Annotated in this window: 23 protein-coding genes and 1 pseudogene; 12 read left to right on the forward strand and 12 right to left on the reverse strand. The window is 46.9% G+C overall.

The window, feature by feature from the left end:
* Positions 1-31: 31 nt before the first annotated feature.
* The gene (locus tag DXE44_RS07570; RefSeq protein WP_114653901.1) at positions 32-1,225 is read left to right on the forward strand and encodes an acetylornithine transaminase; all 1,194 of its coding nucleotides are present in this window, start codon (positions 32-34) and stop codon (positions 1,223-1,225) included.
* A 54-nt stretch (positions 1,226-1,279) separates the two neighbouring features.
* Here the strand turns inward: DXE44_RS07570 and ispH are convergent, their stop codons facing one another.
* Positions 1,280-2,221 carry a 4-hydroxy-3-methylbut-2-enyl diphosphate reductase gene (ispH, locus tag DXE44_RS07575; RefSeq protein ID WP_114653902.1) on the reverse strand — a complete coding sequence of 314 codons (942 nt, stop codon included), beginning with the start codon at positions 2,219-2,221 and terminating at the stop codon, positions 1,280-1,282.
* Positions 2,222-2,224: 3 nt separating this feature from the next.
* The gene (locus DXE44_RS07580) at positions 2,225-2,671 is read right to left on the reverse strand and encodes an FKBP-type peptidyl-prolyl cis-trans isomerase (protein ID WP_114653903.1); all 447 of its coding nucleotides are present in this window, start codon (positions 2,669-2,671) and stop codon (positions 2,225-2,227) included.
* A gap of 30 nt (positions 2,672-2,701) precedes the next feature.
* On the opposite strand from DXE44_RS07580, the pseudogene radC reads away from it, so the two are divergent.
* The 3 genes and pseudogenes from radC (at position 2,702) to rpmG (ending at position 3,945) form a co-directional block, all read left to right on the forward strand.
* A pseudogene (radC, locus tag DXE44_RS07585) lies at positions 2,702-3,394 on the forward strand (RadC family protein).
* 138 nt (positions 3,395-3,532) lie between these two features.
* Positions 3,533-3,766: a 50S ribosomal protein L28 gene (rpmB, locus tag DXE44_RS07590; protein ID WP_114653904.1), complete on the forward strand. Its 234-nt coding sequence runs from the start codon at positions 3,533-3,535 to the stop codon at positions 3,764-3,766.
* Between the two features lie 11 nt (positions 3,767-3,777).
* The gene (gene rpmG, locus DXE44_RS07595) at positions 3,778-3,945 is read left to right on the forward strand and encodes a 50S ribosomal protein L33 (RefSeq protein WP_015421876.1); all 168 of its coding nucleotides are present in this window, start codon (positions 3,778-3,780) and stop codon (positions 3,943-3,945) included.
* Between the two features lie 99 nt (positions 3,946-4,044).
* On the opposite strand, the gene DXE44_RS07600 is transcribed toward rpmG, so the two are convergent.
* From DXE44_RS07600 to purN, 3 genes are read right to left on the reverse strand one after another with little or no spacing between them, the layout of a single operon-like run.
* Entirely contained in the window at positions 4,045-5,238 is a 1,194-nt protein-coding gene (locus DXE44_RS07600; protein WP_114653905.1) for a DesA family fatty acid desaturase, read from the reverse strand.
* Positions 5,239-5,268: 30 nt separating this feature from the next.
* Positions 5,269-6,870: an RsmB/NOP family class I SAM-dependent RNA methyltransferase gene (locus DXE44_RS07605; protein ID WP_114653906.1), complete on the reverse strand. Its 1,602-nt coding sequence runs from the start codon at positions 6,868-6,870 to the stop codon at positions 5,269-5,271.
* The gene (purN, locus tag DXE44_RS07610) at positions 6,867-7,496 is read right to left on the reverse strand and encodes a phosphoribosylglycinamide formyltransferase (protein WP_114653907.1); all 630 of its coding nucleotides are present in this window, start codon (positions 7,494-7,496) and stop codon (positions 6,867-6,869) included. The genes DXE44_RS07605 and purN overlap by 4 nt, the downstream gene beginning before the upstream one ends.
* Before the next feature lie 51 nt (positions 7,497-7,547).
* Here purN and DXE44_RS07615 point away from each other — a divergent pair, with 51 nt between their 5' ends.
* The 5 genes from DXE44_RS07615 to dut are packed head-to-tail and all read left to right on the forward strand — an operon-like array spanning position 7,548 to position 13,578.
* Positions 7,548-8,498 carry a bifunctional riboflavin kinase/FAD synthetase gene (locus tag DXE44_RS07615; RefSeq protein ID WP_114653908.1) on the forward strand — a complete coding sequence of 317 codons (951 nt, stop codon included), beginning with the start codon at positions 7,548-7,550 and terminating at the stop codon, positions 8,496-8,498.
* Positions 8,473-11,352 (forward strand): isoleucine--tRNA ligase, encoded by a 2,880-nt coding sequence (ileS, locus tag DXE44_RS07620; protein ID WP_415065540.1) that lies wholly within the window; start codon positions 8,473-8,475, stop codon positions 11,350-11,352. Before DXE44_RS07615 ends, ileS begins: the two co-directional genes overlap by 26 nt.
* A 26-nt stretch (positions 11,353-11,378) precedes the next feature.
* Positions 11,379-11,873, forward strand: a complete 495-nt coding sequence (gene lspA, locus DXE44_RS07625; RefSeq protein WP_114653910.1) for a signal peptidase II — start codon at positions 11,379-11,381, stop codon at positions 11,871-11,873.
* Positions 11,874-11,882: 9 nt separating this feature from the next.
* A complete protein-coding gene (gene coaBC, locus DXE44_RS07630; RefSeq protein WP_114653911.1) occupies positions 11,883-13,094 on the forward strand; it encodes a bifunctional phosphopantothenoylcysteine decarboxylase/phosphopantothenate--cysteine ligase CoaBC in 1,212 nt (403 codons plus the stop codon).
* Between the two features lie 34 nt (positions 13,095-13,128).
* Positions 13,129-13,578 carry a dUTP diphosphatase gene (gene dut / locus DXE44_RS07635; protein ID WP_114653912.1) on the forward strand — a complete coding sequence of 150 codons (450 nt, stop codon included), beginning with the start codon at positions 13,129-13,131 and terminating at the stop codon, positions 13,576-13,578.
* Here the strand turns inward: dut and DXE44_RS07640 are convergent, their stop codons facing one another.
* The 3 genes from DXE44_RS07640 to clpS all read right to left on the reverse strand — a co-directional run bounded on the left by DXE44_RS07640 (position 13,579) and on the right by clpS (position 17,257).
* Positions 13,579-14,262 carry a hypothetical protein gene (locus DXE44_RS07640; protein ID WP_231970622.1) on the reverse strand — a complete coding sequence of 228 codons (684 nt, stop codon included), beginning with the start codon at positions 14,260-14,262 and terminating at the stop codon, positions 13,579-13,581.
* A 335-nt stretch (positions 14,263-14,597) separates the two neighbouring features.
* Positions 14,598-16,904 (reverse strand): ATP-dependent Clp protease ATP-binding subunit ClpA, encoded by a 2,307-nt coding sequence (gene clpA, locus DXE44_RS07645; RefSeq protein ID WP_114653914.1) that lies wholly within the window; start codon positions 16,902-16,904, stop codon positions 14,598-14,600.
* Complete coding sequence (gene clpS / locus DXE44_RS07650; protein WP_062310600.1) at positions 16,901-17,257, reverse strand: ATP-dependent Clp protease adapter ClpS; 357 nt, start codon at positions 17,255-17,257, stop codon at positions 16,901-16,903. The genes clpA and clpS overlap by 4 nt, the downstream gene beginning before the upstream one ends.
* Before the next feature lie 275 nt (positions 17,258-17,532).
* On the opposite strand from clpS, the gene DXE44_RS07655 reads away from it, so the two are divergent.
* Both DXE44_RS07655 and DXE44_RS07660 read left to right on the forward strand, forming a co-directional pair.
* On the forward strand, positions 17,533-17,736 hold the full coding sequence (locus DXE44_RS07655; RefSeq protein ID WP_011903586.1) for a cold-shock protein: 204 nt from the start codon (positions 17,533-17,535) through the stop codon (positions 17,734-17,736).
* A 73-nt stretch (positions 17,737-17,809) separates the two neighbouring features.
* Positions 17,810-18,316: a DUF192 domain-containing protein gene (locus DXE44_RS07660; RefSeq protein ID WP_415065362.1), complete on the forward strand. Its 507-nt coding sequence runs from the start codon at positions 17,810-17,812 to the stop codon at positions 18,314-18,316.
* Between the two features lie 94 nt (positions 18,317-18,410).
* Here DXE44_RS07660 and ppnP read toward each other — a convergent pair whose 3' ends face one another.
* From ppnP to argF, 3 genes are read right to left on the reverse strand one after another with little or no spacing between them, the layout of a single operon-like run.
* The gene (gene ppnP / locus DXE44_RS07665) at positions 18,411-18,716 is read right to left on the reverse strand and encodes a pyrimidine/purine nucleoside phosphorylase (protein ID WP_114653915.1); all 306 of its coding nucleotides are present in this window, start codon (positions 18,714-18,716) and stop codon (positions 18,411-18,413) included.
* Between the two features lie 46 nt (positions 18,717-18,762).
* A complete protein-coding gene (locus tag DXE44_RS07670; protein ID WP_114653916.1) occupies positions 18,763-19,992 on the reverse strand; it encodes an argininosuccinate synthase in 1,230 nt (409 codons plus the stop codon).
* 59 nt (positions 19,993-20,051) lie between these two features.
* Entirely contained in the window at positions 20,052-20,999 is a 948-nt protein-coding gene (argF, locus tag DXE44_RS07675; protein WP_174221127.1) for an ornithine carbamoyltransferase, read from the reverse strand.
* A gap of 153 nt (positions 21,000-21,152) precedes the next feature.
* On the opposite strand from argF, the gene DXE44_RS07680 reads away from it, so the two are divergent.
* Positions 21,153-21,467, forward strand: coding sequence for a DUF3579 domain-containing protein (locus tag DXE44_RS07680; protein ID WP_114653918.1), 315 nt, complete (start codon positions 21,153-21,155; stop codon positions 21,465-21,467).
* 75 nt (positions 21,468-21,542) lie between these two features.
* On the opposite strand, the gene rpsT is transcribed toward DXE44_RS07680, so the two are convergent.
* The gene (rpsT, locus tag DXE44_RS07685; protein ID WP_114653919.1) at positions 21,543-21,809 is read right to left on the reverse strand and encodes a 30S ribosomal protein S20; all 267 of its coding nucleotides are present in this window, start codon (positions 21,807-21,809) and stop codon (positions 21,543-21,545) included.
* Positions 21,810-21,944: the final 135 nt, after the last annotated feature.

The following is a 21,944-nucleotide window of genomic DNA, read 5'->3' on the forward strand; positions in this document are numbered from 1 at the left end:
AAACCTCATTTGATCTCACTTCGCACACGATATGAATAAGCCAGCCCAATCCGTAGATGCCCACTCAGTGATGTTTATTACTCCACGACCAGAAGTGATGATGGTTGAGGGCAAAGGTTCATGGCTCACCGATAACAATGGCAAGCGCTACTTAGACTTCTTGCAAGGCTGGGCTGTGAACTGCCTAGGCCATAGCAACCCAGGAATGATTGAAGCGCTCAATGCTCAGGCAAAGAAACTGATTAACCCGAGTCCAGCGTTCTATAACGAACCAATGATTCGCTTATCCAATCTTCTGACAGAGAACAGCTGCTTCAACAAAGTATTTTTTGCCAATAGTGGCGCTGAAGCAAACGAAGGTGCTATCAAACTGGCTCGTAAATGGGGTCGGTTGAATAAATCAGGCGCCTTTGAAATCATTACCTTTGATCACAGCTTTCATGGTCGAACCTTAGCGACCATGAGTGCATCTGGTAAGCCGGGTTGGGACACCATGTTTGCCCCACAAGTTCCCGGCTTTCCAAAAGCAGACTTGAATGACTTGGACTCTGTCAAAAAACTAGTCACCGACAAAACGGTTGCAGTCATGCTCGAGCCAGTTCAAGGCGAAGGTGGCGTAATCCCAACTACCAAAGAATTTATGCAAAGCCTGCGTAAATTCACTAAAGAAAACAATATTCTGTTGATCGTGGATGAAGTACAAGCCGGCTGTGGGCGCACTGGAAAACTCTTCGCCTATCAACATTACGGCATCGAACCAGACATCATGACCTTAGGTAAAGGTATTGGTGGTGGCGTTCCCCTAGCCGCGCTGATGGCAACTGATGCAGTTGCTTGCTTCGTTCCAGGCGATCAAGGCGGCACCTATAACGGCAACCCACTCATGACCGCAGTAGGCATTAGTGTGATCGAGCAGCTATTAGCTCCAGGATTCTTGGATGCGGTCCGCGCGAAGGGTGAATTACTTAGCAAAGAGCTGCTCTCTATCTCTGCAGAATTTAATCTGAATGGTGAACGTGGTGAAGGCTTATTACGCGCCCTGATGCTGAGCAGTGATATTGGCGGTAAGTTGGTTGAACTTGCTCGCGATAGAGGTCCAGAAGGCTTGTTGATCAACTCACCAAGGCCCAATCTCCTTCGCTTTATGCCTGCACTCAATGTATCCGATGATGAAATCCGTCAGATGTGCAATATCTTGAGAGAGCTACTAAAGCAAGTTGCCTAAAAGCATCTAGACAGAATGCAATAAAGGAGCCTTAGGCTCCTTTATTGTTTATGGCTAGCCAACTAAATTTTTTGGTAGCGAGAAAGCAATGTCTTCTACTACGCCCTCGAGATTACGAATACTGCGTGGGCCAAATTCTTGAATCTTTTCCACAATTGAGAGTGCTAGACTCTCTGGCGCTGACGCACCTGCAGTAAGACCAACACGTTTCTTGCCTGCAAACCATTCAGCTTGAAGTTGTTCTGGTGCATCAACCATGTAAGCCGGTACGCCGAGTTTTTCAGCTAATTCACGCAAGCGATTCGAGTTCGAGCTTACCTTGCTTCCCACCACAATAACTACCTCAACCTGAGGCGCCATAAATTTCACAGCATCTTGGCGGTTCTGAGTGGCATAACAAATATCTTGTTTACGCGGCTGAACAATATTCGGAAATTTTTGAGTCAAGGCGTCAACGATTTCTTTCGTCTCATCTACGGAGAGTGTGGTTTGCGTTACAAAAGCAATTTTTTCATTCTCAGTAAAAGGCAGATTCGCGACATCCGCCACTTTTTCAATCAGATGAATGCCCTTGTCTACCTGCCCCATCGTGCCTTCAACTTCGGGGTGTCCTGTGTGACCAATCATCAGGACTGTAAAACCATCCTTACACATCTTGATAACCTCAAGATGCACCTTGGTAACCAATGGGCAGGTAGCGTCATATACCTGCAGTCCGCGCGCCTCGGCATCTTGGCGCACCTCTTGAGAAACACCATGGGCACTAAACACCACGATGCCGCCTTTAGGAACTTCATGCAATTCATCGACAAACACAGCACCTTTTTCACGCAGTCCGTTAACGACATAGGCGTTGTGAACAATTTCATGACGTACATATATTGGTGCGCCAAAACGAGTCAACGCTTCATTAACAATATTGATGGCACGATCCACGCCCGCGCAAAAGCCGCGAGGTTGCGCCATCAAAATTTCTGCTTGGACTTGATTACTCATCAGTTACAGAATCGCAACGATTTCAGCCTCGAAGGTAACAGGCCTTCCAGCAAGTGGATGATTGAAATCAAACCACGCACCCTCTTCATTGATGGATTGCAGTACACCAGCATATTGAGCGCCGCCAGGCGCATTAAATTCAATCACGTCGCCAGGATTAAATTCCACATCATCATCGCGGCCTTCTTTGAGCGCCCCCAAAGAAACCCACTGAATTAATTCTTCCTTACGCTCGCTAAAGCTTTCTTCAGGCGGCAGCAAGGCACTTCTCTTTTCACCTACAGCCAACCCGATCAACACCTTTTCAAAACAAGGCGCAAATTGTCCAGAACCCATCAACACCGTCGCAGAGCGATCAATAAAAGTATTGATGTAATCATCCCCGCTGGGCAAAGTCAGCCGATAGTTGAGGGTCAAGAAGGAATTGGGCAAAACCGTAAGCTTAGTCATAAGGTAATTGTATCTAGGCCCGACGCGAGCGTGCACTCGCCGATTACAGATTGGCCAAAAATGGAGCAGCCACGTGAAAAGCTGCGCACCTTTGGTGCAGCAGCCCTAAGTGATGCTGAATTACTTGCGATCTTTCTGCGTGTTGGCGTCAAAGGCAAAACCGCTGTGGCCCTGGCTGAAGATCTTCTCCACCATTTTGGCAATTTGCCACGCCTCCTATCCTGCGCTCCCAGATTCATGGCATGGGTATTTCCAAATGGTCTCAAATTCAGGCAGCGTACGAGCTCGTCAAGCGCAGCCTTGAGGAATCCCTTTCTCAGGAGTCAGTCTTCTCATCACCAAGCTATGTGAAAGAGTTCTTGCAAGCCCGATTTGGGCGTCTACCGCATGAAGTCTTCCTTTGTCTATACTTTTGACTCCCGCCTGCACCTCATTGAGTGTCAGGAGCTCTTTAGGGGCTCCTTGACCCACACGGCTGTATACCCCCGAGAAAAATCCTCAAGGAAGCCCTTGCCAGGAACGCTAGCGCCCTTATCGTGGCCCATAACCACCCTAGCGGCAACCCACTACCCAGCCTTGCCGACCAGGAAATTAACCAAGACGCTGTCTAAAGCCTTGCAGTTGGTGGATATTTCGCTCCTAGATCACTGCATAGTTAGTGATAGCGGATTTTTCTCATTTTCGGATTCAGGCCTTATGAAAAATGACTTTAATCATAAGTAATCACTAACTTTTTGGCTATTTTTGACCCATATTAGCGGCTAAACTGCTAAATCCTTAAAACTAAAGCGAATTAGGGCTAGATCAAAGTACTCGGAGACTGATACAATCTTCTTTTTTCGCAATTAATGGAGTTATGTCATGGCAAAAGTTTGCCAAGTCACTGGGAAGAAGCCGATGGTTGGCAACAATGTATCCCATGCAAACAATAAAACGAAGCGTCGCTTTTTGCCGAATTTGCAAAACCGTCGTTTCTGGGTTGAATCTGAAAACCGTTGGATTAGCTTGCGCTTAACCAATGCTGGTTTGCGCGTTATCGACAAGAACGGCATTGATGCTGTGTTGCCTGATCTCCGTGCACGTGGCGAAATTTAAGGAGCGCACAAATGGCTAAAGGCGGCAGAGAAAAAATCAAATTAGAGTCATCAGCTGGTACTGGTCACTTCTACACTACTTCAAAAAACAAGCGTACAAAGCCTGAGAAAATGGAGATCATGAAATTCGATCCAACCATTCGCAAGCACGTTGCTTACAAAGAAACAAAGCTCAAGTAATTTATCGATTCGATATTGATTTGCAGCAATAAAAAACCCGCTAGATCAGCGGGTTTTTTATTGTCTTGATTTTCACCAAGGTCAAAGTCATGCCATCACTTAAGCGTAACGACGTAATCTCAAAGAGAAGTCACGCAGACTAGATAAACCACTCTCCTCGGCACGCTGACACCATGCATGCAACTGAGAAACCAGCTGATCGCCTGTGGCGTTAGAGCGACTCCAGATGGCTTGTAAATCACGACGCATCTCAATCATCTTGCGAAGCTGCGCATTACTTGCCATCAACTCTTCTAGTTTGATTTTTTCTTCTGCAGTCAAACGGGATTCATCTTTACCTAACCAGGTACGCGCATCCTTCAAATGGGCAGCCAACACTTGCATGTGCTGAACTTCATTGCTGAAGAAAGTGCTCAGAGTCTTACTGTAACGGGCCATGATTTCATAACGATTTGCAATGATGGCTTCGAGCGTCCCTTGATCAGCGGGGCGTAAGTCACTGAGTACCGGCTTAGGAGATGTCTTCTTCACTTTGGCCAAGCCCACTGCACTCATCATCTGAATGTACATCCAACCGATATCAAACTCATACCACTTGCTAGAGAGCTTAGCGCTCGTGGCAAATGTGTGATGGTTGTTATGCAACTCTTCGCCGCCAATCAAAATACCCCAAGGGAAAATATTTCTGGAGGCATCTTCACAGTCGTAGTTGCGATAGCCCCAGTAGTGACCAATACCATTAATAATTCCGGCAGCAGTAATTGGAATCCACAGCATCTGCACTGCCCACACAGTTAAGCCAATAGCACCAAACAAGAACACATCGATGATCAACATCAAGGCAACACCTTGCCAAGAAAACTTGGAATAGACATTGTGCTCGAACCAATCATCTGGCGTGCCATGACCAAACTTATCTAGGGTCTCTTGATTGTGAGATTCTTTTTTATATAACTCCGCACCGCGAGAAAGCACAGTGTTGATACCGAGAACTTGTGGGCTATGTGGATCATCAACAGTCTCGCACTTGGCATGGTGTTTGCGATGAATAGCTGCCCATTCTTTAGTCACCATCCCGGTAGTTAGCCACAGCCAAAACCGGAAGAAGTGGGACATGATTGGATGCAGATCCAAAGCACGATGCGCTTGGCAACGATGCAAGAAAATCGTTACAGCGGCAATCGTAATGTGTGTTGCCACCAAGGTGAAAACCAGGATCTGCCACCATGACCAATCCAAATAGCCATTAGCAAGCCAACTGAGAAATACATCAAAACCTGAAACTGAATTCAAAAGGGTTTCCTTAATAGGAGGTGTAAACCCTTATTTTAGTTCTTTAGCGACTTTCTTGGTTTTGATCTTGATCTCTTTTTCTTCGCCTTTTACGTCACCCTGATCAATCTTCTCAATAGGAGCGGAAGCCTTCTTTTGGAAAACAGCCCCAAAGAAGCCATCGGTGCCGTGAATATGGGGCCAAAGCTGCCACCAAGGGTTGTCGGGGCTGCATCCCATAGGAATTTTATCCTTTGGAAACAATGGCTTAAGAACCTCGGCTGCTGGAACAACCTCAAAATTGGGGTGCTTTGCCAAGAAATCTTCAGCAATTTGCTGGTTTTCTTGAGGTAATAAGCTGCATGTGGCGTAAACCAAGCGGCCTCCTGGCTTGAGTAAGCGACTTGCAGAAGCCAATATATTCATTTGCTTTTGATTGAGCTCCAGAACCCCTTCTGGGGTCTGACGCCATTTCAGATCCGGATTGCGGCGCAAAGTACCCATACCACTGCAGGGTGCATCAACTAAAACGCGGTCAATCTTGCCGGCCAAGCGCTTGATCTTGGTGTCATTCTCGCTATCAATCCAAACGGGATGGACATTAGAAAGTCCACTACGAGCCTGACGTGGCTTCAAATTAGCCAAGCGACGCTCTGATGTGTCCAGTGCATACAAACGGCCTGTGGAGCGCATGATGGCTCCAATCGCCAAAGTCTTGCCGCCAGCACCCGCGCAAAAGTCCACCACCATCTCACCACGCTTAGGAGCAAGTAAATAAGCCAAGAGCTGACTGCCTTCATCTTGAACCTCAAACATCCCTGCTTTAAAGCCAACAGTATTTTGCAAAGCGGGCTTACCCATAATGCGCACACCATCAGGAGCATACGGAGTTGGGATTGCTTGATAGCGACCGCCAAGGGCATTCATCTCAGCAAGCAATTGCTCACGAGTTGTCTTCATGGTGTTTGCACGCAAATCCAAAAGAGCGGGATGCATGAGTGATTTAGCTAACTCTTCGCGAGATTCTTCACCAGGATATTTTCCAAAAGCATCCCATAACCATTCCGGCAAATTATTGCGAACCAAGGCATTCAGTGCTGATGGATCGACTGTCGCAAAACGCTGCAACCACTCGTACTCGCCCGTCTTGAGTACGTGAGCTAAGTCGGCAATCGCACTCTCAGCACGATTAGCGGAACCTAGGCCACCCTCAGACAGAGCGGACAGCAAACCCAATAGGGCTAAACGTCTAGCCTGGGAACCTTCACCGCTAGAGGCAAACTGAGAGAACTCATTTTTACGACGTAAGATGGCAAAAGCACTTTCAGCAATCAAAGCGCGATCGCGATTACCTAGCTGTGGTTCAGAGCGGAAATACCGACTCACTACACGATCAGCTGGTTGCTCAAAATTAAGTAGTTCTGGCAGGAAGCGTTCTAAATGAATCGCATGTTGTGGCAATGCTTTTGCATTGGAAAAGTTTTTTTGACCTTCGGGCGCAATGATATTTCCGCTCGCATTACGACGCTCTGGGCGACGCAATGGATCCTTAGATTTAGCGGCATAACTCTTTTGTGGGCCTAAGCGTGATCCAGATCTGGATCCAGACTTTGAGCCAGTACCGGCTCCGCGGGATGAACGTTCTTTACTCATAATTTTATTAATTGCGACTCCGGTGGTTGAACCTGAACTTGATTACCTTCTATTCGCAATCGTCCATCTAGGAACCATTTTACGGCCCGCGGGTAAATCTGATGCTCAGCAGCTAAAACCCGTGCCGCCAAACTATCTGCATCATCGTTTGGGAGCACGGGGACTGAGGCCTGGCAGATGATAGGGCCTTCATCGACACCCTCGGTAACAAAGTGCACGCTGGCACCATGTTCGGCTACGCCAGCCTCCAAAGCCCGCTCGTGGGTATGCAAACCCGGGAAGGCTGGTAGTAAGGCTGGGTGAATATTGATGAGTCGACCCTCAAAATGGCGGATAAAGTCCGGGGTCAGAATGCGCATAAAACCCGCAAGAACCACTAAATCCGCCCCCAATTCATCGATTTTCGCAATCAGGGCGGCATCAAAGGACTCGCGCGTAGCATGCCCTTTGTGCTCAATAGCAAAGGCAGGAATGCCCTGAGAGCGAGCAAAATCAAGGCCCTTAGCCGCAGAGTGATTAGCGATCACCCCTGCAAACGTGACGGGCCACTGCTCTTTTTGAGCTGTTTTGACGATAGCCTCGAAATTGGATCCGCGGCCTGAGATTAAGATAACGATAGATGGCATGCCCACAATATAATTGATGGTTACCCCGAAAGCGACCCTGAAAGCGATTTAGTGAACGTATTCCGTGGCCCCACCCAGTTTTCTGCAGGACCGGCTTGTGCCTTAACCATCGGTAATTTCGATGGCGTGCATAGGGGTCATCGCGCCCTGCTCAAACAACTGAAGGATGGCGCCCAAGAGCGTGGCTTGGTTAGCTGTGTGATGACTTTCGAACCACATCCGAAAGAATTCTTTTCCCCAGAGCAAGCGCCCCCTCGCATTTTAAATTTACGCGATAAGCTTGCCGCCTTTGCTGACATCGGCATCGATCGTGTAGTGGTAGAACATTTCAATACAGCTTTTGCTCGACTTACTCCAGAAGAGTTCGTTTCTGAGATCATCATCAAACAACTCAACGCCAAATGGATTTTGATTGGGGATGATTTTTGTTATGGCGCAAAACGCGCAGGGAACTTTGCAAGTCTCAAAGCTGCTGGTGAAAAATATGGTTTTGAAGTTTCTAGCATTCACACCGTCCTTGAGAATGGTGAGCGCATTTCTAGCTCAGCATTACGAAATGCTTTGGCTAATGGAGAGATGGATCAAGCCAGCAAACTATTAGGTCGCCCTTATGGCATTTCTGGTCATGTCATTCATGGACAAAAGCTAGGGCGCACTTTAGGCTTCCCCACACTCAATCTCGCTGTTGCCAACCACCTCCATCACCGTAAACCTGCCTGCTCTGGCATCTTTACTGCACAAGTAGTAGACCTTGGAGACAAGCCACTTCCTGCTGTAGCCAGCCTCGGGGTAAGGCCAACAGTCGAAGACGAAGGTCGCGTTCTCTTAGAGACACACATCTTTGATTACAACGCAGATGTTTACGGAAAAATTATTACCGTTGAACTCTTAGAAAAAATCCGTGACGAGGCCAAGTACTCTGACCTCGACACCCTTACCAAGGCGATTGCATCTGATGCAGCGCATGCCAGAAATTATTTCCAGAAAAAAGCTTATGTCTGAAAAAGAAAACTCTTATCCTGTTAATCTTCTAGAGACCTCATTCCCAATGCGGGGAGACCTACCAAAGCGTGAGCCTCAATGGGTTGCTCAATGGCAGAAAAATAAACTCTACGAAAAGATTCGTGCAGCACATGCCAATCAACCAAAATTTATTTTGCATGATGGTCCCCCATATGCAAACGGCGATATTCATATTGGTCATGCAGTAAATAAGATCCTCAAGGATATGATCGTGAAGTCCCGCTGGTTGATGGGCTTCGACTCTGCATACGTACCAGGCTGGGATTGCCACGGCATGCCGATTGAGATTCAGATTGAAAAAGAATTTGGCAAAAATTTACCTACTGCTGAAGTTCAATCAAAAGCCCGTGCCTACGCTAAGGTGCAGGTAGATAAGCAGAAAGAAGGTTTTGAGCGTTTGGGCGTGTTGGGCGACTGGAATAACCCTTACCTCACTATGAATTACCGCAATGAGGCCGATGAAATTCGTGCGCTCGGGAAAATCTGGGAAAAGGGTTATGTCTTCCGTGGCCTCAAGCCAGTGAACTGGTGCTTTGATTGCGGCTCTGCGCTAGCTGAAGCTGAAGTGGAATACCAAGATAAGACCGATCCAACGGTCGACGTTGGTTTTGCTTTTGATGATGCGCAGCGTCCACAATTAGCAAAAGCATTTGGCCTACCTGAGATTCCAGCCAAGCCCGGAATGATTGTGATTTGGACCACAACACCTTGGACTATTCCATCTAATCAGGCCTTGAATGTTCACCCAGAGCTCACTTACGCCTTAGTTGATACGGGTGACAAATTGCTCATCTTGGCAAAAGACCGAGTAGAGACTTGCCTCGAAGATTTTGGCCTTGAAGGTAAAGTCATTGCTACTTGTTTAGGCAGTCAATTAGCCAACATCTCATTCTGGCATCCGCTCGCTCCATTGCATGAGGGATACAAGCGCCTCTCACCAATCTACCCAGCTGAATACGTCACGCTCGACACTGGTACTGGTGTTGTGCACTCTGCACCAGCCTATGGTGAGGAAGACTTTAAGTCTTGCAAAGCAAATAAGTTAGCCGATAAAGATATCTTGAACCCAGTCATGGGTAATGGCGTCTACGCCTCTTGGTTGCCACTCTTTGCCAACGAATACATTTGGAAAGCCAACCCCAAGATTGTCGAAGCTATGCGTGAGGCAGGTAGCCTCTTGCGCGATAAGACTTATACCCACTCCTACATGCACTGCTGGCGTCACAAGTCGCCGATTATTTATCGTGCAACCTCACAGTGGTTTGCAAGCATGGATAAGAAACCATCTGATGGCAAAGCAAGTCTGCGCGAGGCAGCATTAACTGGCATTGAAAATACTGAGTTCTTCCCAGCCTGGGGTAAGCAGCGCCTAAAGAGCATGATTGCCAACCGTCCAGATTGGGCCTTGTCACGTCAACGTCAATGGGGTGTACCCATGGCCTTCTTTGTTCATAAGGAAAGCGGTGAACCACATCCTCGTACAGTGGAATTGCTCGAAGAGATTGCAAAACGAGTTGAAAAAGAAGGTATTGAAGCTTGGCAAAAACTTGAGGTGGCTGAACTGCTTGGTGAAGAAGCATCTCAATATGAGAAGAATCGCGACACCTTGGATGTGTGGTTTGATTCCGGTACTACGCACTGGCATGTTATTCGCGGCTCACACCGTGATGAGCTCTATCGTCCTGAGGCTGAGAATACAGATGGTCGATTAGCTGACTTGTATCTTGAGGGTTCAGACCAACATCGTGGTTGGCTCCACTCATCTCTGCTTACTGGCGCAATGCTCGATGGCAAGCCGCCATACAAAGCACTCCTAACGCATGGCTTTACCGTCGATGGTCAAGGCCACAAGATGAGCAAGTCTGTGGGTAATGTCATTGCACCTCAGCAGGTTGCCGACAAGCTGGGTGCAGAGATTATTCGTTTGTGGGTAGCGTCTACCGATTATTCCGGTGAGATGACCATTTCCGATGAGATTCTGAAGCGCGTGGCGGAAAGCTATCGTCGTATTCGCAATACTTTGCGTTTCTTGCTAGCCAACCTCTCCGACTTTGATCCATCAAAGCACAGCATGCCTGCAAGCGAATGGCTTGAGATTGATCGCTATGCTGTTGCTCTCGCCAATCAATTACAAAATGAAGTGCAAGCTCACTATAAGGCTTATGAGTTCCAGCCTGCTGTAGCGCGCATGCTCACCTTCTGCTCGGAAGATTTAGGTGGCTTTTACTTAGATATTCTGAAAGACCGCCTCTATACCAGCGCCCCAGACTCTAAAGAGCGTCGTGCCGCACAAAATGCACTGTTTCACATCACTCGCAATCTTTTAAAGTGGTTGGCTCCATTCCTATCCTTTACCGCAGAGGAAGCCTGGACATCACCCCCCCATGCGGCCAATGAAAAACTCAGTGAATCCATCTTCATGGAAGAGTTCGGCACCTTCCCAGAAATTGTCCAAGCCACTGAACTTCTAGCCAAATGGAATCGTGTACGAGAAATTCGTTCCGAGGTAACCAAGGCAATTGAGATTGAGCGTGAAGCTGGCAATGTAGGCTCATCTTTGCAAGCTGAACTCACCATTAAAGTGGGTGATGTCGATTTTGCAATTTTGCATTCTCTTGAAGATGACTTGCGCTTTGTCACCATTACCTCTAGTGCCAACATTGAATTGAGTAATGGCGGTCTAGAAGTCCTTGTGCGAGGCAGTCAATATAAGAAATGTGGTCGTTGCTGGCATCACACCGCCGATGTTGGCGCTAATGCTGAACATCCAGAGTTATGCGACCGCTGCATCAGCAATCTTTTTGGGGATGGTGAAGCACGTTTGTTTGCATAAACAATCAGCATTCATACCACTACATCGTGAGCGCAAACCTATCATTTCTTCGTTATCTAGCGATTGCAATCATTACGCTATTGCTAGACCAACTAAGTAAATGGTCTGCCTTAAGCAATCTTCAATTAGGTGTACCTGAGCCCGTCCTGCCACTTATGAACTGGTTGCTGTTATTTAACCCAGGAGCCGCGTTTTCTTTTTTAGCGCAGAGCTCGGGATGGCAGCGCTGGTTCTTCACACTCCTGGGCTTAGCAGCTTCGGCTTATATCCTTTGGCTGCTACGCAAGAGTCTGGCCGACAAAATGCTCTGCTGGGCTCTCAGTCTCATTCTGGGAGGCGCGCTAGGGAACGTCTTGGATCGAATCATGTATGGCACTGTAGTCGACTTTATAGATTTACATTACGCCAATTGGCATTGGCCTGCCTTCAATATTGCCGATAGCGCCATTTGTATTGGTGCTGGCCTCATTATTTGGAGCGAGCTTCGCAAGTCATTTGGCAAAACGCCTCAATCCCATTAAGCTGGCCCCATGCAATCACTTTTAAATAAGAAAATCGTTCTCGGCATTTCTGGTGGCATTGCGGCCTATAAGTCGGCTGAGCTAGCACGTCAGTTAATACAAGAAGGTGCCAGCGTTCAAGTGGTGATGACCCAAGCTGCTCAACAATTTGTGACACCAGTCACCATGCAAGCGCTCACAGGCAATCCGGTTTACACCAGCCAATGGGATAGCAGCATTGCCAATAATATGGCTCACATTGAACTATCTAGAGCTGCAGATGCAATTTTGATTGCGCCGGCAAGTGCAGATCTGATGGCTAAACTATCTCTTGGCCTGGGTGATGACTTACTCACCACACTTTGCCTGGCGAGAGATTGCCCCTTATTGCTTGCTCCTGCCATGAACAAACAAATGTGGGAGCATGCCGCAACCCAAAGAAGTGCTGAACGACTGATTAAAGACAATGTCAAATTACTTGGCCCTGCAAGTGGCTTTCAGGCGTGCGGCGAAGTTGGCTTTGGTCGCATGCTTGAACCCGCAGAAATTACCGAACAATTAATTGCCTTCTTCCAGAAGAAACCGTTGGTAGACAAGAGAGTTTTAATTACTGCCGGGCCTACCTTTGAAGCAATTGATCCCGTTCGCGGCATTACCAATCGCAGCTCTGGCAAGATGGGGTTTGCAATCGCTCGCGCCGCTGTAGAGGCTGGTGCAGAAGTTCACCTGATAGCCGGCCCTTGCGAGTTAGATACACCACTGGCTGCAACTGGAAAAATTACGCGCACTAATGTAGTTAGCGCCAAAGAAATGCACGCAGCCACCATGCAATCTGCAGACTGCGATATTTTCCTTGCGGTTTCTGCCGTTGCTGATTGGGGTATTGCAAAACCTGCCAAAGAGAAGATAAAGCGCCAAGGTAAGCAGGCTCCAAGCCTTGAATTTATTGCTAATCCAGACATTCTGGCGGATATTGCAAAGACAGTAAAAACGAAAGGTGGTAAGCCTCACCCTTTCTGCGTTGGCTTTGCTGCAGAATCCACAGATCTTCTGAAGCATGCACAAGAAAAACTGCAGCGCAAAGGTATTCCGATGATTGTGGGCAATATTGGCCCAGATACTTTTGGTAGCGATCTCAATGAATTACTCATTGTTGAAAAAAACACTAGCAAGAAAATTGCTAAAGCTGACAAGCTTCAGCTAGCACGTCAACTCATTGCGCTAGTTGCTAAGAAAATTTAATTCTCCAAACCAATACCCTGCTTTAGGAAATTGTATGCAAGAACTTCACGTCAAAATTCTCGATGAACGTATGCGAGACCAGTTGCCAAGCTATGGCACACCAGGTAGCGCCGGCTTGGATCTGCGCGCTTGCATTGATGAAGCCATTGAAATCGCTCCAGGACAAATAGTTCTCATCCCGACAGGTTTAGCGATTTATGTAGAAGATCCACGCTATGCAGCGTTCATCCTCCCGCGCTCCGGTTTGGGCCATAAACATGGCATCGTACTGGGCAATCTCGTGGGACTGATTGATTCAGACTACCAAGGCCAACTGATGGTGAGCACTTGGAATCGCGGATCTACAGCATTCAAACTCGAACCTATGGAGCGCCTAGCTCAGTTGGTAGTGATGCCAGTGCAACAAGTTCAACTCAAAGTAGTTGAAGAGTTCACTGAGAGTAGTCGCGGCGCAGGTGGTTTTGGAAGCACAGGAAGAGCTTAGTTACCTACTCAATATGGGATGTATTCGCGCATCACGAGTGTCAATGATTGTTTTGAATCCAGATATGGGATCAATAGTTTCGGTATAGCTAGCGCCTAAGTTTGAGATTACAGCAAACTGCTGAGGTATATCAAATGCGAGCGCTTCCGCTTTTTTCCGCAATTCATCCTTCTGCTCACGAAGCTTAATGCAGCTGGGTGCAGCTGCAGAATATTTGCTGGTGCATTTAATTGCTAAGGCATCTTCATACATACTAACCTGATCAAATGATCTTGCTGCCTCAAAGGTCATGCACTCTGTTGCCTCCCAGGATGGGCCAGCACTAAAACCAAACAAGACTGCAGAGCCCCCAATAGATGTGGACCCCATACAGGGAGCAGTGGGATGATTTGCCGGAGAAAATGCTGTAGCTACCGGAATCTTAGGGGCTTCATAGGAAGTTGAAATGGTGGTGTTTCCTGAAATATTTCCCTGTGAGCTGGAGGCGCCTGTAGAGCTGTTTCCTACCGATCCACCGAGCGATGTTGAGCTTGATGATCCAGTAGTAAGGTCTCCAACACTTGAACTCGACGGGCCGGCTATGACGTCACCGACAGTGGAAACAGAATTACTGAGAGGGCTACTGGTAATAGCACCACCTGTAGTAGTCGCTGATGTGTCGATATTAATTTGAGCATGGGGCATGCTACATACAAGCGCAATTAAACTTGCCGTTGCAAGTTTTTTAAACATATAAAAATTTTCTGAGAAGAATGAGGCCTACTCTAATTCGCTAGAGAGGACGACTGTTACGTGAGGTTGAGAAGCCCAAGGCTGTAACAGTTATAAGCCTTCGGATACCTTAAAGATACTCTCTAAGCGCAACAATAGATATAACTCATTGGCAAAGCCTATCTCAGCGCTTGAATGAGAGTTTATTTACAGGGTGAAGACTGATATTCAGCGGGGTGCCGCCACATTAAATACAAAAACCACCCGAAGGTGGCTTTTGAGTAACTTAGAGTTAAGGATAAAGTAAGTTAAATTTCTTCAACTGGCGCTACATCCGCCTTAGGTCGCTTACCCGGAATCACGGGGGCATCAAACTGAAGTTGGACTTTGCCATCAGCATCAATGTCAACGTCCACATGACCGCCCTGCGCTAGCTTGCCGAATAACAATTCATCGGCCAGCGCTTTACGAACCGTATCTTGAATGATGCGCTGCATTGGCCTTGCACCCATAAGTGGGTCAAAACCATGCTTAGCCAGATGTGCACGCAATGCTGGACTAAATGTTGCATCCACTTTCTTCTCATGCAATTGCTCTTCTAACTGCATTAAGAACTTATCCACAACACGCATGATGATAGTTTCATCAAGCGCCTTGAAGGAAACAATCGCATCTAGACGGTTACGGAACTCTGGTGTGAAGAACTTCTTGATATCCGCCATCTCATCACCAGACTCACGAGCATTGGTAAAGCCAATGGTGGACTTCTGCATCGCTTCTGCACCAGCATTAGTGGTCATGATGATGATGACATTACGGAAGTCGGTCTTACGGCCGTTGTTATCCGTGAGGGTGCCATGATCCATTACCTGCAAAAGGATATTGAAAATATCTGGGTGAGCTTTTTCAATTTCATCGAGCAAGAGTACGCAATGTGGCTTTTTATTTACGGCTTCAGTCAGCAAGCCGCCTTGATCAAAGCCAACATATCCTGGAGGAGCACCAATCAAGCGGCTGACAGCGTGACGCTCCATATACTCCGACATATCAAAACGCAAAAGCTCAATCCCGAGAATATAGGCAAGCTGTTTAGCAACTTCAGTCTTACCAACACCAGTTGGACCAGAGAACAAGAATGAGCCAATCGGTCTATCAATCTTGCCAAGGCCCGCGCGGGTCATCTTAATAGCGCTGGCCAATGCCTCAATTGCAGGGTCCTGACCAAACACCACACTCTTGATATCGCGATCCAGTGTTTGCAACTTGCTACGATCATCTACCGTCACAGACTGTGGCGGTATGCGAGCAATCTTCGCAACAATCTCTTCAATCTCTGGGCGACCAATCGTTTTCTTCTGCTTAGACTTTGGCAAAATGCGCTGTGCTGCACCTGCTTCATCAATTACATCAATCGCCTTATCAGGCAAATGGCGATCATTGATATAGCGTGAAGACAGTTCGGCCGCAGCCACCAAAGCGGCAGAGGCGTATTTAACACCGTGATGCTCTTCAAAACGAGACTTGAGGCCACGCAAGATTTGCACAGTCTGATCGACGGTTGGCTCCACCACATCTACCTTCTGGAATCGACGTGATAGCGCCGCATCTTTTTCAAAAATGCCACGATATTCAGTAAAGGTAGTTGCGCCGATACACTTCAGTTGGCCGTTTGATAAAGCAGGCTTTAGTAAATTGCTGGCATCTAATGTACCGCCTGAGGCCGCACCAGCACCAATCAGAGTATGAATCTCATCAATAAATAAAACACCATGCGGGCTGTCTTTTAAAGACTTGAGAACACTCTTCAAGCGTTGCTCAAAATCACCGCGGTATTTAGTACCCGCTAAGAGCGCGCCCATGTCCAATGAATAGACTGTGGCATCAGCCAAGATTTCAGGCACATCGCCCTTCACAATTCTCCAGGCAAGGCCTTCAGCAATCGCGGTCTTACCCACGCCAGCCTCACCTACTAAGAGTGGATTATTTTTACGACGACGGCAAAGCACCTGAATCACGCGCTCAACTTCGCTCTCACGACCAATGAGTGGATCAATCTTGCCCTGTTTAGCCATGACATTCAGGTTCTGAGTGTATTGCTCCAATGGACTCTCTTTACCACCAGAGGTCGCGTCTTCTGTCTCCTGAGCTGATTCAGCATGCTTCACTTGCTCAGTTTGATCCTTGCGTACGCCGTGGCTAATAAAGTTCACGACATCCAAGCGAGTCACGCCTTGTTGCTGCAAGAAGTAGACCGCATGCGAATCTTTTTCACCAAAGATTGCAACCAGTACGTTTGCACCAGTCACTTCTTTTTTGCCGCTTGATGTGGATTGCACATGCATGATGGCGCGCTGAATCACCCGCTGAAAACCTAATGTTGGCTGCGTATCAACTTCATCGTTACCAGGGACAACCGGTGTGTTGTCATTAATAAAGTTTTTAAGTTGCGCACACAGCTCAGCAATATTGACAGCGCAGGCTTTTAAAACCTCGACTGCCGTAGCGTTATCTAACAAAGCGGCAAGCAAATGCTCGACCGTAATAAATTCATGTCTTGAAGCTCGCGCATCAACAAATGCCATGTGCAAACTGACTTCTAGTTCCTGGGCAATCATGCTTCCTCCATAGTGCACTGTAGTGGGTGACCCGCTTCGCGGGAGAGCTCGATAACTTGATGCACTTTTGTTGCTGCAACATCGCGCGTGAATACACCGCAAATGCCTTTACCAACTAAATGAACCTGCAACATGATCCGTGTAGCTGTCTCATGATCTTTATTAAAATACTCCTGAATGACCATCACCACAAATTCCATTGGCGTGTAATCGTCATTCAATAGCAAAACTTTATACATCGAAGGCGCCTTTAATTTCTCGGCCTGCTTTTCGAGAAGAATGGTGTCTTCAATGTGAGGGTTGTTTGGATTGCCAACCGTGGGATTTTTCGTTGTACGACTCATGAGAAACATTCTAAACACAGATGTAAAAATTTGGATTTGAGGGCTTTGTTGCAAAAAACCATCAAGAAAGGCCTCCTAACCCCATATTGGGGCATTTTTCGATAAAAAAAGGGGGCTTTATCAGTAACTATCTTTACCCAACCCCTTGACACCCCACCATAAAGGGCAAACAATCAGGGGGTAGGCTTTATTTGAAGTCCTATTTAGGCGTGTTGTAGAGCGAGACTGATTAAAAAGTATTCACCCTCATCACGGTTGTTTTAAGTTTATGTAATGGAGTTCGCATGGCGACCGGAATTGTTAAGTGGTTCAATGATGCAAAAGGTTTTGGCTTTATCAAACCTGATGATGGTGAAGAAGAGTTGTTTGCGCATTTCAGCGCAATCACAATGCCTGGGTTCAAAACCCTCAAGGAAAACCAAAAGGTAACGTTTGACATTACCCAAGGTCCTAAAGGCAAACAAGCTACTAATATCCAAGCAGCTTAATCTGCTTTAGATCATTATTAAAAACCCAGGACTTGTTCCTGGGTTTTTTTTCGCCTGAATTTTCTTACCCCGCTTGTACCCTGACTTAGAATTACCCTCGCAACAACGGATCACTCAGAACACCATACTCCAATCCAAAATCAAAAAAATTCTTACCTTACTAGTCACAGCGTCTAGTATCTTTTCTGCTGCTGCGTTCGCGCAAGTTAATACTGGCCTGCCAAACGTTGAGTTGAAGGTCGGCATCTATCGTATTCAGGCAGAGCTGGCAGATACCTCTAAAGCACGTGAAATCGGACTCATGAATCGTACGAGCATGCCTACCAACTCAGGCATGCTGTTTATCTTTGAGCAAAAAGCAGGGCATTGCTTCTGGATGAGCAACACCAAGATCCCGCTATCCATTGCCTTCATTGCTGATGACGGCAAGATTGTGAATATCGAAGAGATGCAAGCACAGACAACTAATAATCACTGCTCTCAAGCTCTAATTCGCTATGCTTTGGAGATGAATAAGCGGTGGTTCTCTGAAAGAGTGATCGTGCCGGGTACCGTTATTCAAGGGCTACCCAAGAAATAAGGGGCTACTTACAGCTGTAAAACAAAAACGCAGACCTCGGTCTGCGTTTTTGTTTTGGATATAAGAGGAATACTCCCCTTGCTTACTTGTTTACTTATTCAAAGTGGCAAACATAATGCACTGGTGACTCGGCACGGATAATGAAATAACCACCCTTTTCCACTTCCCAGCATTGTCCGGCCTTGAATTCGACTTCAGGAGCGCCGTTGATGCTGACAAATGCAGTTCCATCGACTACCTCCATGACTTCTTTAGTGCTCAGGTCAAAACGTAAAGTGCTTGGTAACACTACGCCGACAGACTTACGAACGCCATTAGGCAAAGTCACAGTATGAGATACACACTTACCACCAAAAAATACATTGGCTTTCTTGCCTACAGAAACTTGATCAAATTGCATCTTTATTCTTTCTAATCTGAATTTACTAGTTAGTTATTTATCGGAATTATTTAGCACGCTTACGTCTTGCCGTTTCAGCAATTCGCATACGCAAAGCATTGAGCTTGATGAATCCACCAGCATCGGCTTGGTTGTATGCACCACCGTCATCATCAAAGGTGGCGATAGTTTGATCAAACAGGGTGTTCGCTGAATCACGTGAGATCACAGAGACAGATCCCTTATACAGCTTCAAACGCACAACGCCATTAACCATCTGCTGCGTATGATCGATCAATGTTTGCAGAGCCAGACGCTCTGGCGCCCACCATAAACCGTTGTAGATCAAACTGGCGTAACGTGGCATCAAATCATCTTTGAGGTGAGCTACTTCACGATCCAAAGTAATGCTCTCAATACCGCGGTGTGCTTTCAGCAAAATAGTGCCACCAGGCGTTTCATAGCAGCCGCGGCTCTTCATACCGACAAAGCGATTCTCAACCAGGTCAAGTCGGCCAATGCCATGCATGCCACCGATGCGATTGAGCTCAGCCAACAACTCATGCGGCTTATATGCCTTGCCATTGATTGCTACTGGATCACCAGCACGGAATTCAATTTCAATAATTTCTGGGGTATCTGGAGCCTTCTCAGGAGAGACCGTCCAGCGCCACATGGATTCTTCTGCTTCAGCATTTGGGTTCTCGAGATGGCGACCTTCATAACTGATATGCAATAAGTTGGCATCCATGGAGTATGGGGAACCGCCTTGCTTGTGCTTCATCTCAACTGGAATGCCATGCTTTTCTGCATAAGCCATCAATTTTTCACGAGAGAGGAGATCCCACTCACGCCACGGAGCAATGACTTTGATTCCTGGCTCAAGTGCGTAGTAACCCAACTCAAAACGAACTTGGTCATTACCTTTTCCAGTAGCACCATGCGATACAGAATCAGCGCCAGTTTGGCGAGCAATTTCAATTTGACGCTTAGCGATTAATGGGCGCGCGATGGAAGTACCTAAAAGATACTCGCCTTCGTAAATCGTATTGGCGCGAAACATTGGGAATACAAAGTCACGAACAAACTCTTCACGCAAGTCATCGATAAAAATATTTTCTGGCTTGATACCAAACTGCAGCGCTTTGGCACGTGCTGGCTCAAGCTCTTCACCTTGACCTAAATCAGCCGTGAAAGTAACAATCTCGCATTGATAAGTATCTTGAAGCCATTTCAAGATCACGCTAGTGTCAAGACCACCGGAATACGCTAAAACTACTTTTTTAATATCAGACATGATTTCTTTTCAATTAAAAATAAACTAATAACCAACCAAAACAAGTTGCTTCAAAAAAGTTAATCCGAACGGCCGCAGAGCAAATACTCCATCAACGCCTTTTGAACATGCAGACGATTTTCAGCTTCTTCCCAAACAATACTTTGAGGACCATCGATCACTTCCGCAGAAACCTCTTCACCACGATGGGCTGGCAGGCAATGCATGAACAAGGCATCTGGCTTAGCCAAAGACATTAATTCTTCATCTACCATCCAGCCCTTAAAGGCGCTCATGCGTGAGGTGTTCTCATCCTCATAACCCATGCTGGTCCATACATCGGTAGTCACTAAGTCAGCATCCTTGCAGGCATCTTTTGGATCAGCGCAAACAGTAAGGTGTTGCTTCGCTTTAGCAGTCAACCTAGACTCATCAAGCTGATAGCCGCCTGGCGCAGAGAAGCGAATTTGGAAATCTAAACACTCGGCTGCCTGTATCCAGGTATAGGTCATATTATTGGCATCACCTACCCAAGCTACAGTTTTGCCTTGGATTGGGCCGCGAGCCTCAACGAAAGTAAAGATATCGGCTAATACTTGGCAAGGGTGGTATTCATTAGTAAGGCCATTGATCACTGGCACGCGAGAATTCGCAGCAAAGCGCTCAATAATTTCCTGGCCGAAAGTGCGGATCATGATGATGTCAGTCATCCTAGAAATGACCTGCGCAGCGTCCTCTACAGGCTCGCCACGACCCAACTGGGTATCTCTAGTGTTCAGGTATACCGCATGCCCGCCAAGCTGGTGTATGCCAGCCTCAAAAGAAAGACGAGTACGAGTCGAATGCTTCTCAAAGATCATCGCTAGAGTGCGATCGTGCAGGGGATGCCAAGTCTCGTAACTTTTAAACTTGGTCTTGAGCCAAGCAGAACGTTTGAGGAGATAGTCATACTCTTCGCGTGTCAGGTCAGCAAACTGCAAGTAATGCTTAACCTGGCCAGGCACTTGAGGCTTTGCCAAAGATGTCATTGTTGAGCTTTCTACTAGAGTTTTAGCTTGCATTTTTTGTTTGGGGTGCCGAGCTGCACGAAAATAGTTCCTAAAGTCATCTTAAGGCCTTCGCAGACTGTTAAGCTAGGGGGCTGAGTAACACTGATTCCTTACAACGATTTCTACGCCAACTTGAACCACAAAAAGCTTTTTATTCAAGGCATTACAACTTCTGGCAAACCTTTTCGTCCCAGCGACTGGGCCGAACGTCTTTGCGGAGTGATGGCCACTTTTCGCCCACTAGGCGATGCTGGTGACCCCCGCTTCACTTACTCACCTTATGTCAGGCCAGTGGTTATTGCAAAAGTGAAATGCGTTGTTATTGATACCAGACTCAGAGACCTTGATCCGAGAGCGCTCGACTTTGTCATGAACTTTGCCAAAGACAACAGCCTACCAATCGAAGAGGCCTGTGAATTCGAACCGAATTCACAATCCAAGTCCTAAAAACAAAAACCCGCTCTGATAAGGAGCGGGCTTAGACCTCAATCACTCTAGAGTCTGCCTAAAACTATAAAAGTCTTACGCTGCCATTGCCTTAATTGCTGCAGACAAACGTGACTTCTGACGTGATGCAGTATTTTTGTGAGCAATCCTTTTATCAGCAATCTTGTCGATTGTTGATTGAGTTGCTGCGAACACTTTAGCTGCAGCAGCCTTGTCGCCAGTTTCAATTGCTTTACGAACTGCCTTGATGGAAGTGCGAAGCTTTGAACGCAAACTGGAGTTGTGCTCATTCTGTTTTACTGCCTGCCGTGCGCGTTTACGCGCTTGTGCGGTATTGGCCATCTTTAAACCTTGCTATATGAAAATTACAAAATACGGTTAACTAAAATTCTGTGTGGGTTCGCCAAATTTGTAAACTGACTCACCAAAACTCAAGATTTTACATTAAAGAAGGACTAAAAAAGCCCAGTCGCTTGA

Origin of the sequence: Polynucleobacter necessarius (genome assembly GCF_900095175.1) — a bacterium.
In the GTDB taxonomy this organism is placed as follows: Bacteria; Pseudomonadota; Gammaproteobacteria; order Burkholderiales; family Burkholderiaceae; genus Polynucleobacter; species Polynucleobacter necessarius_I.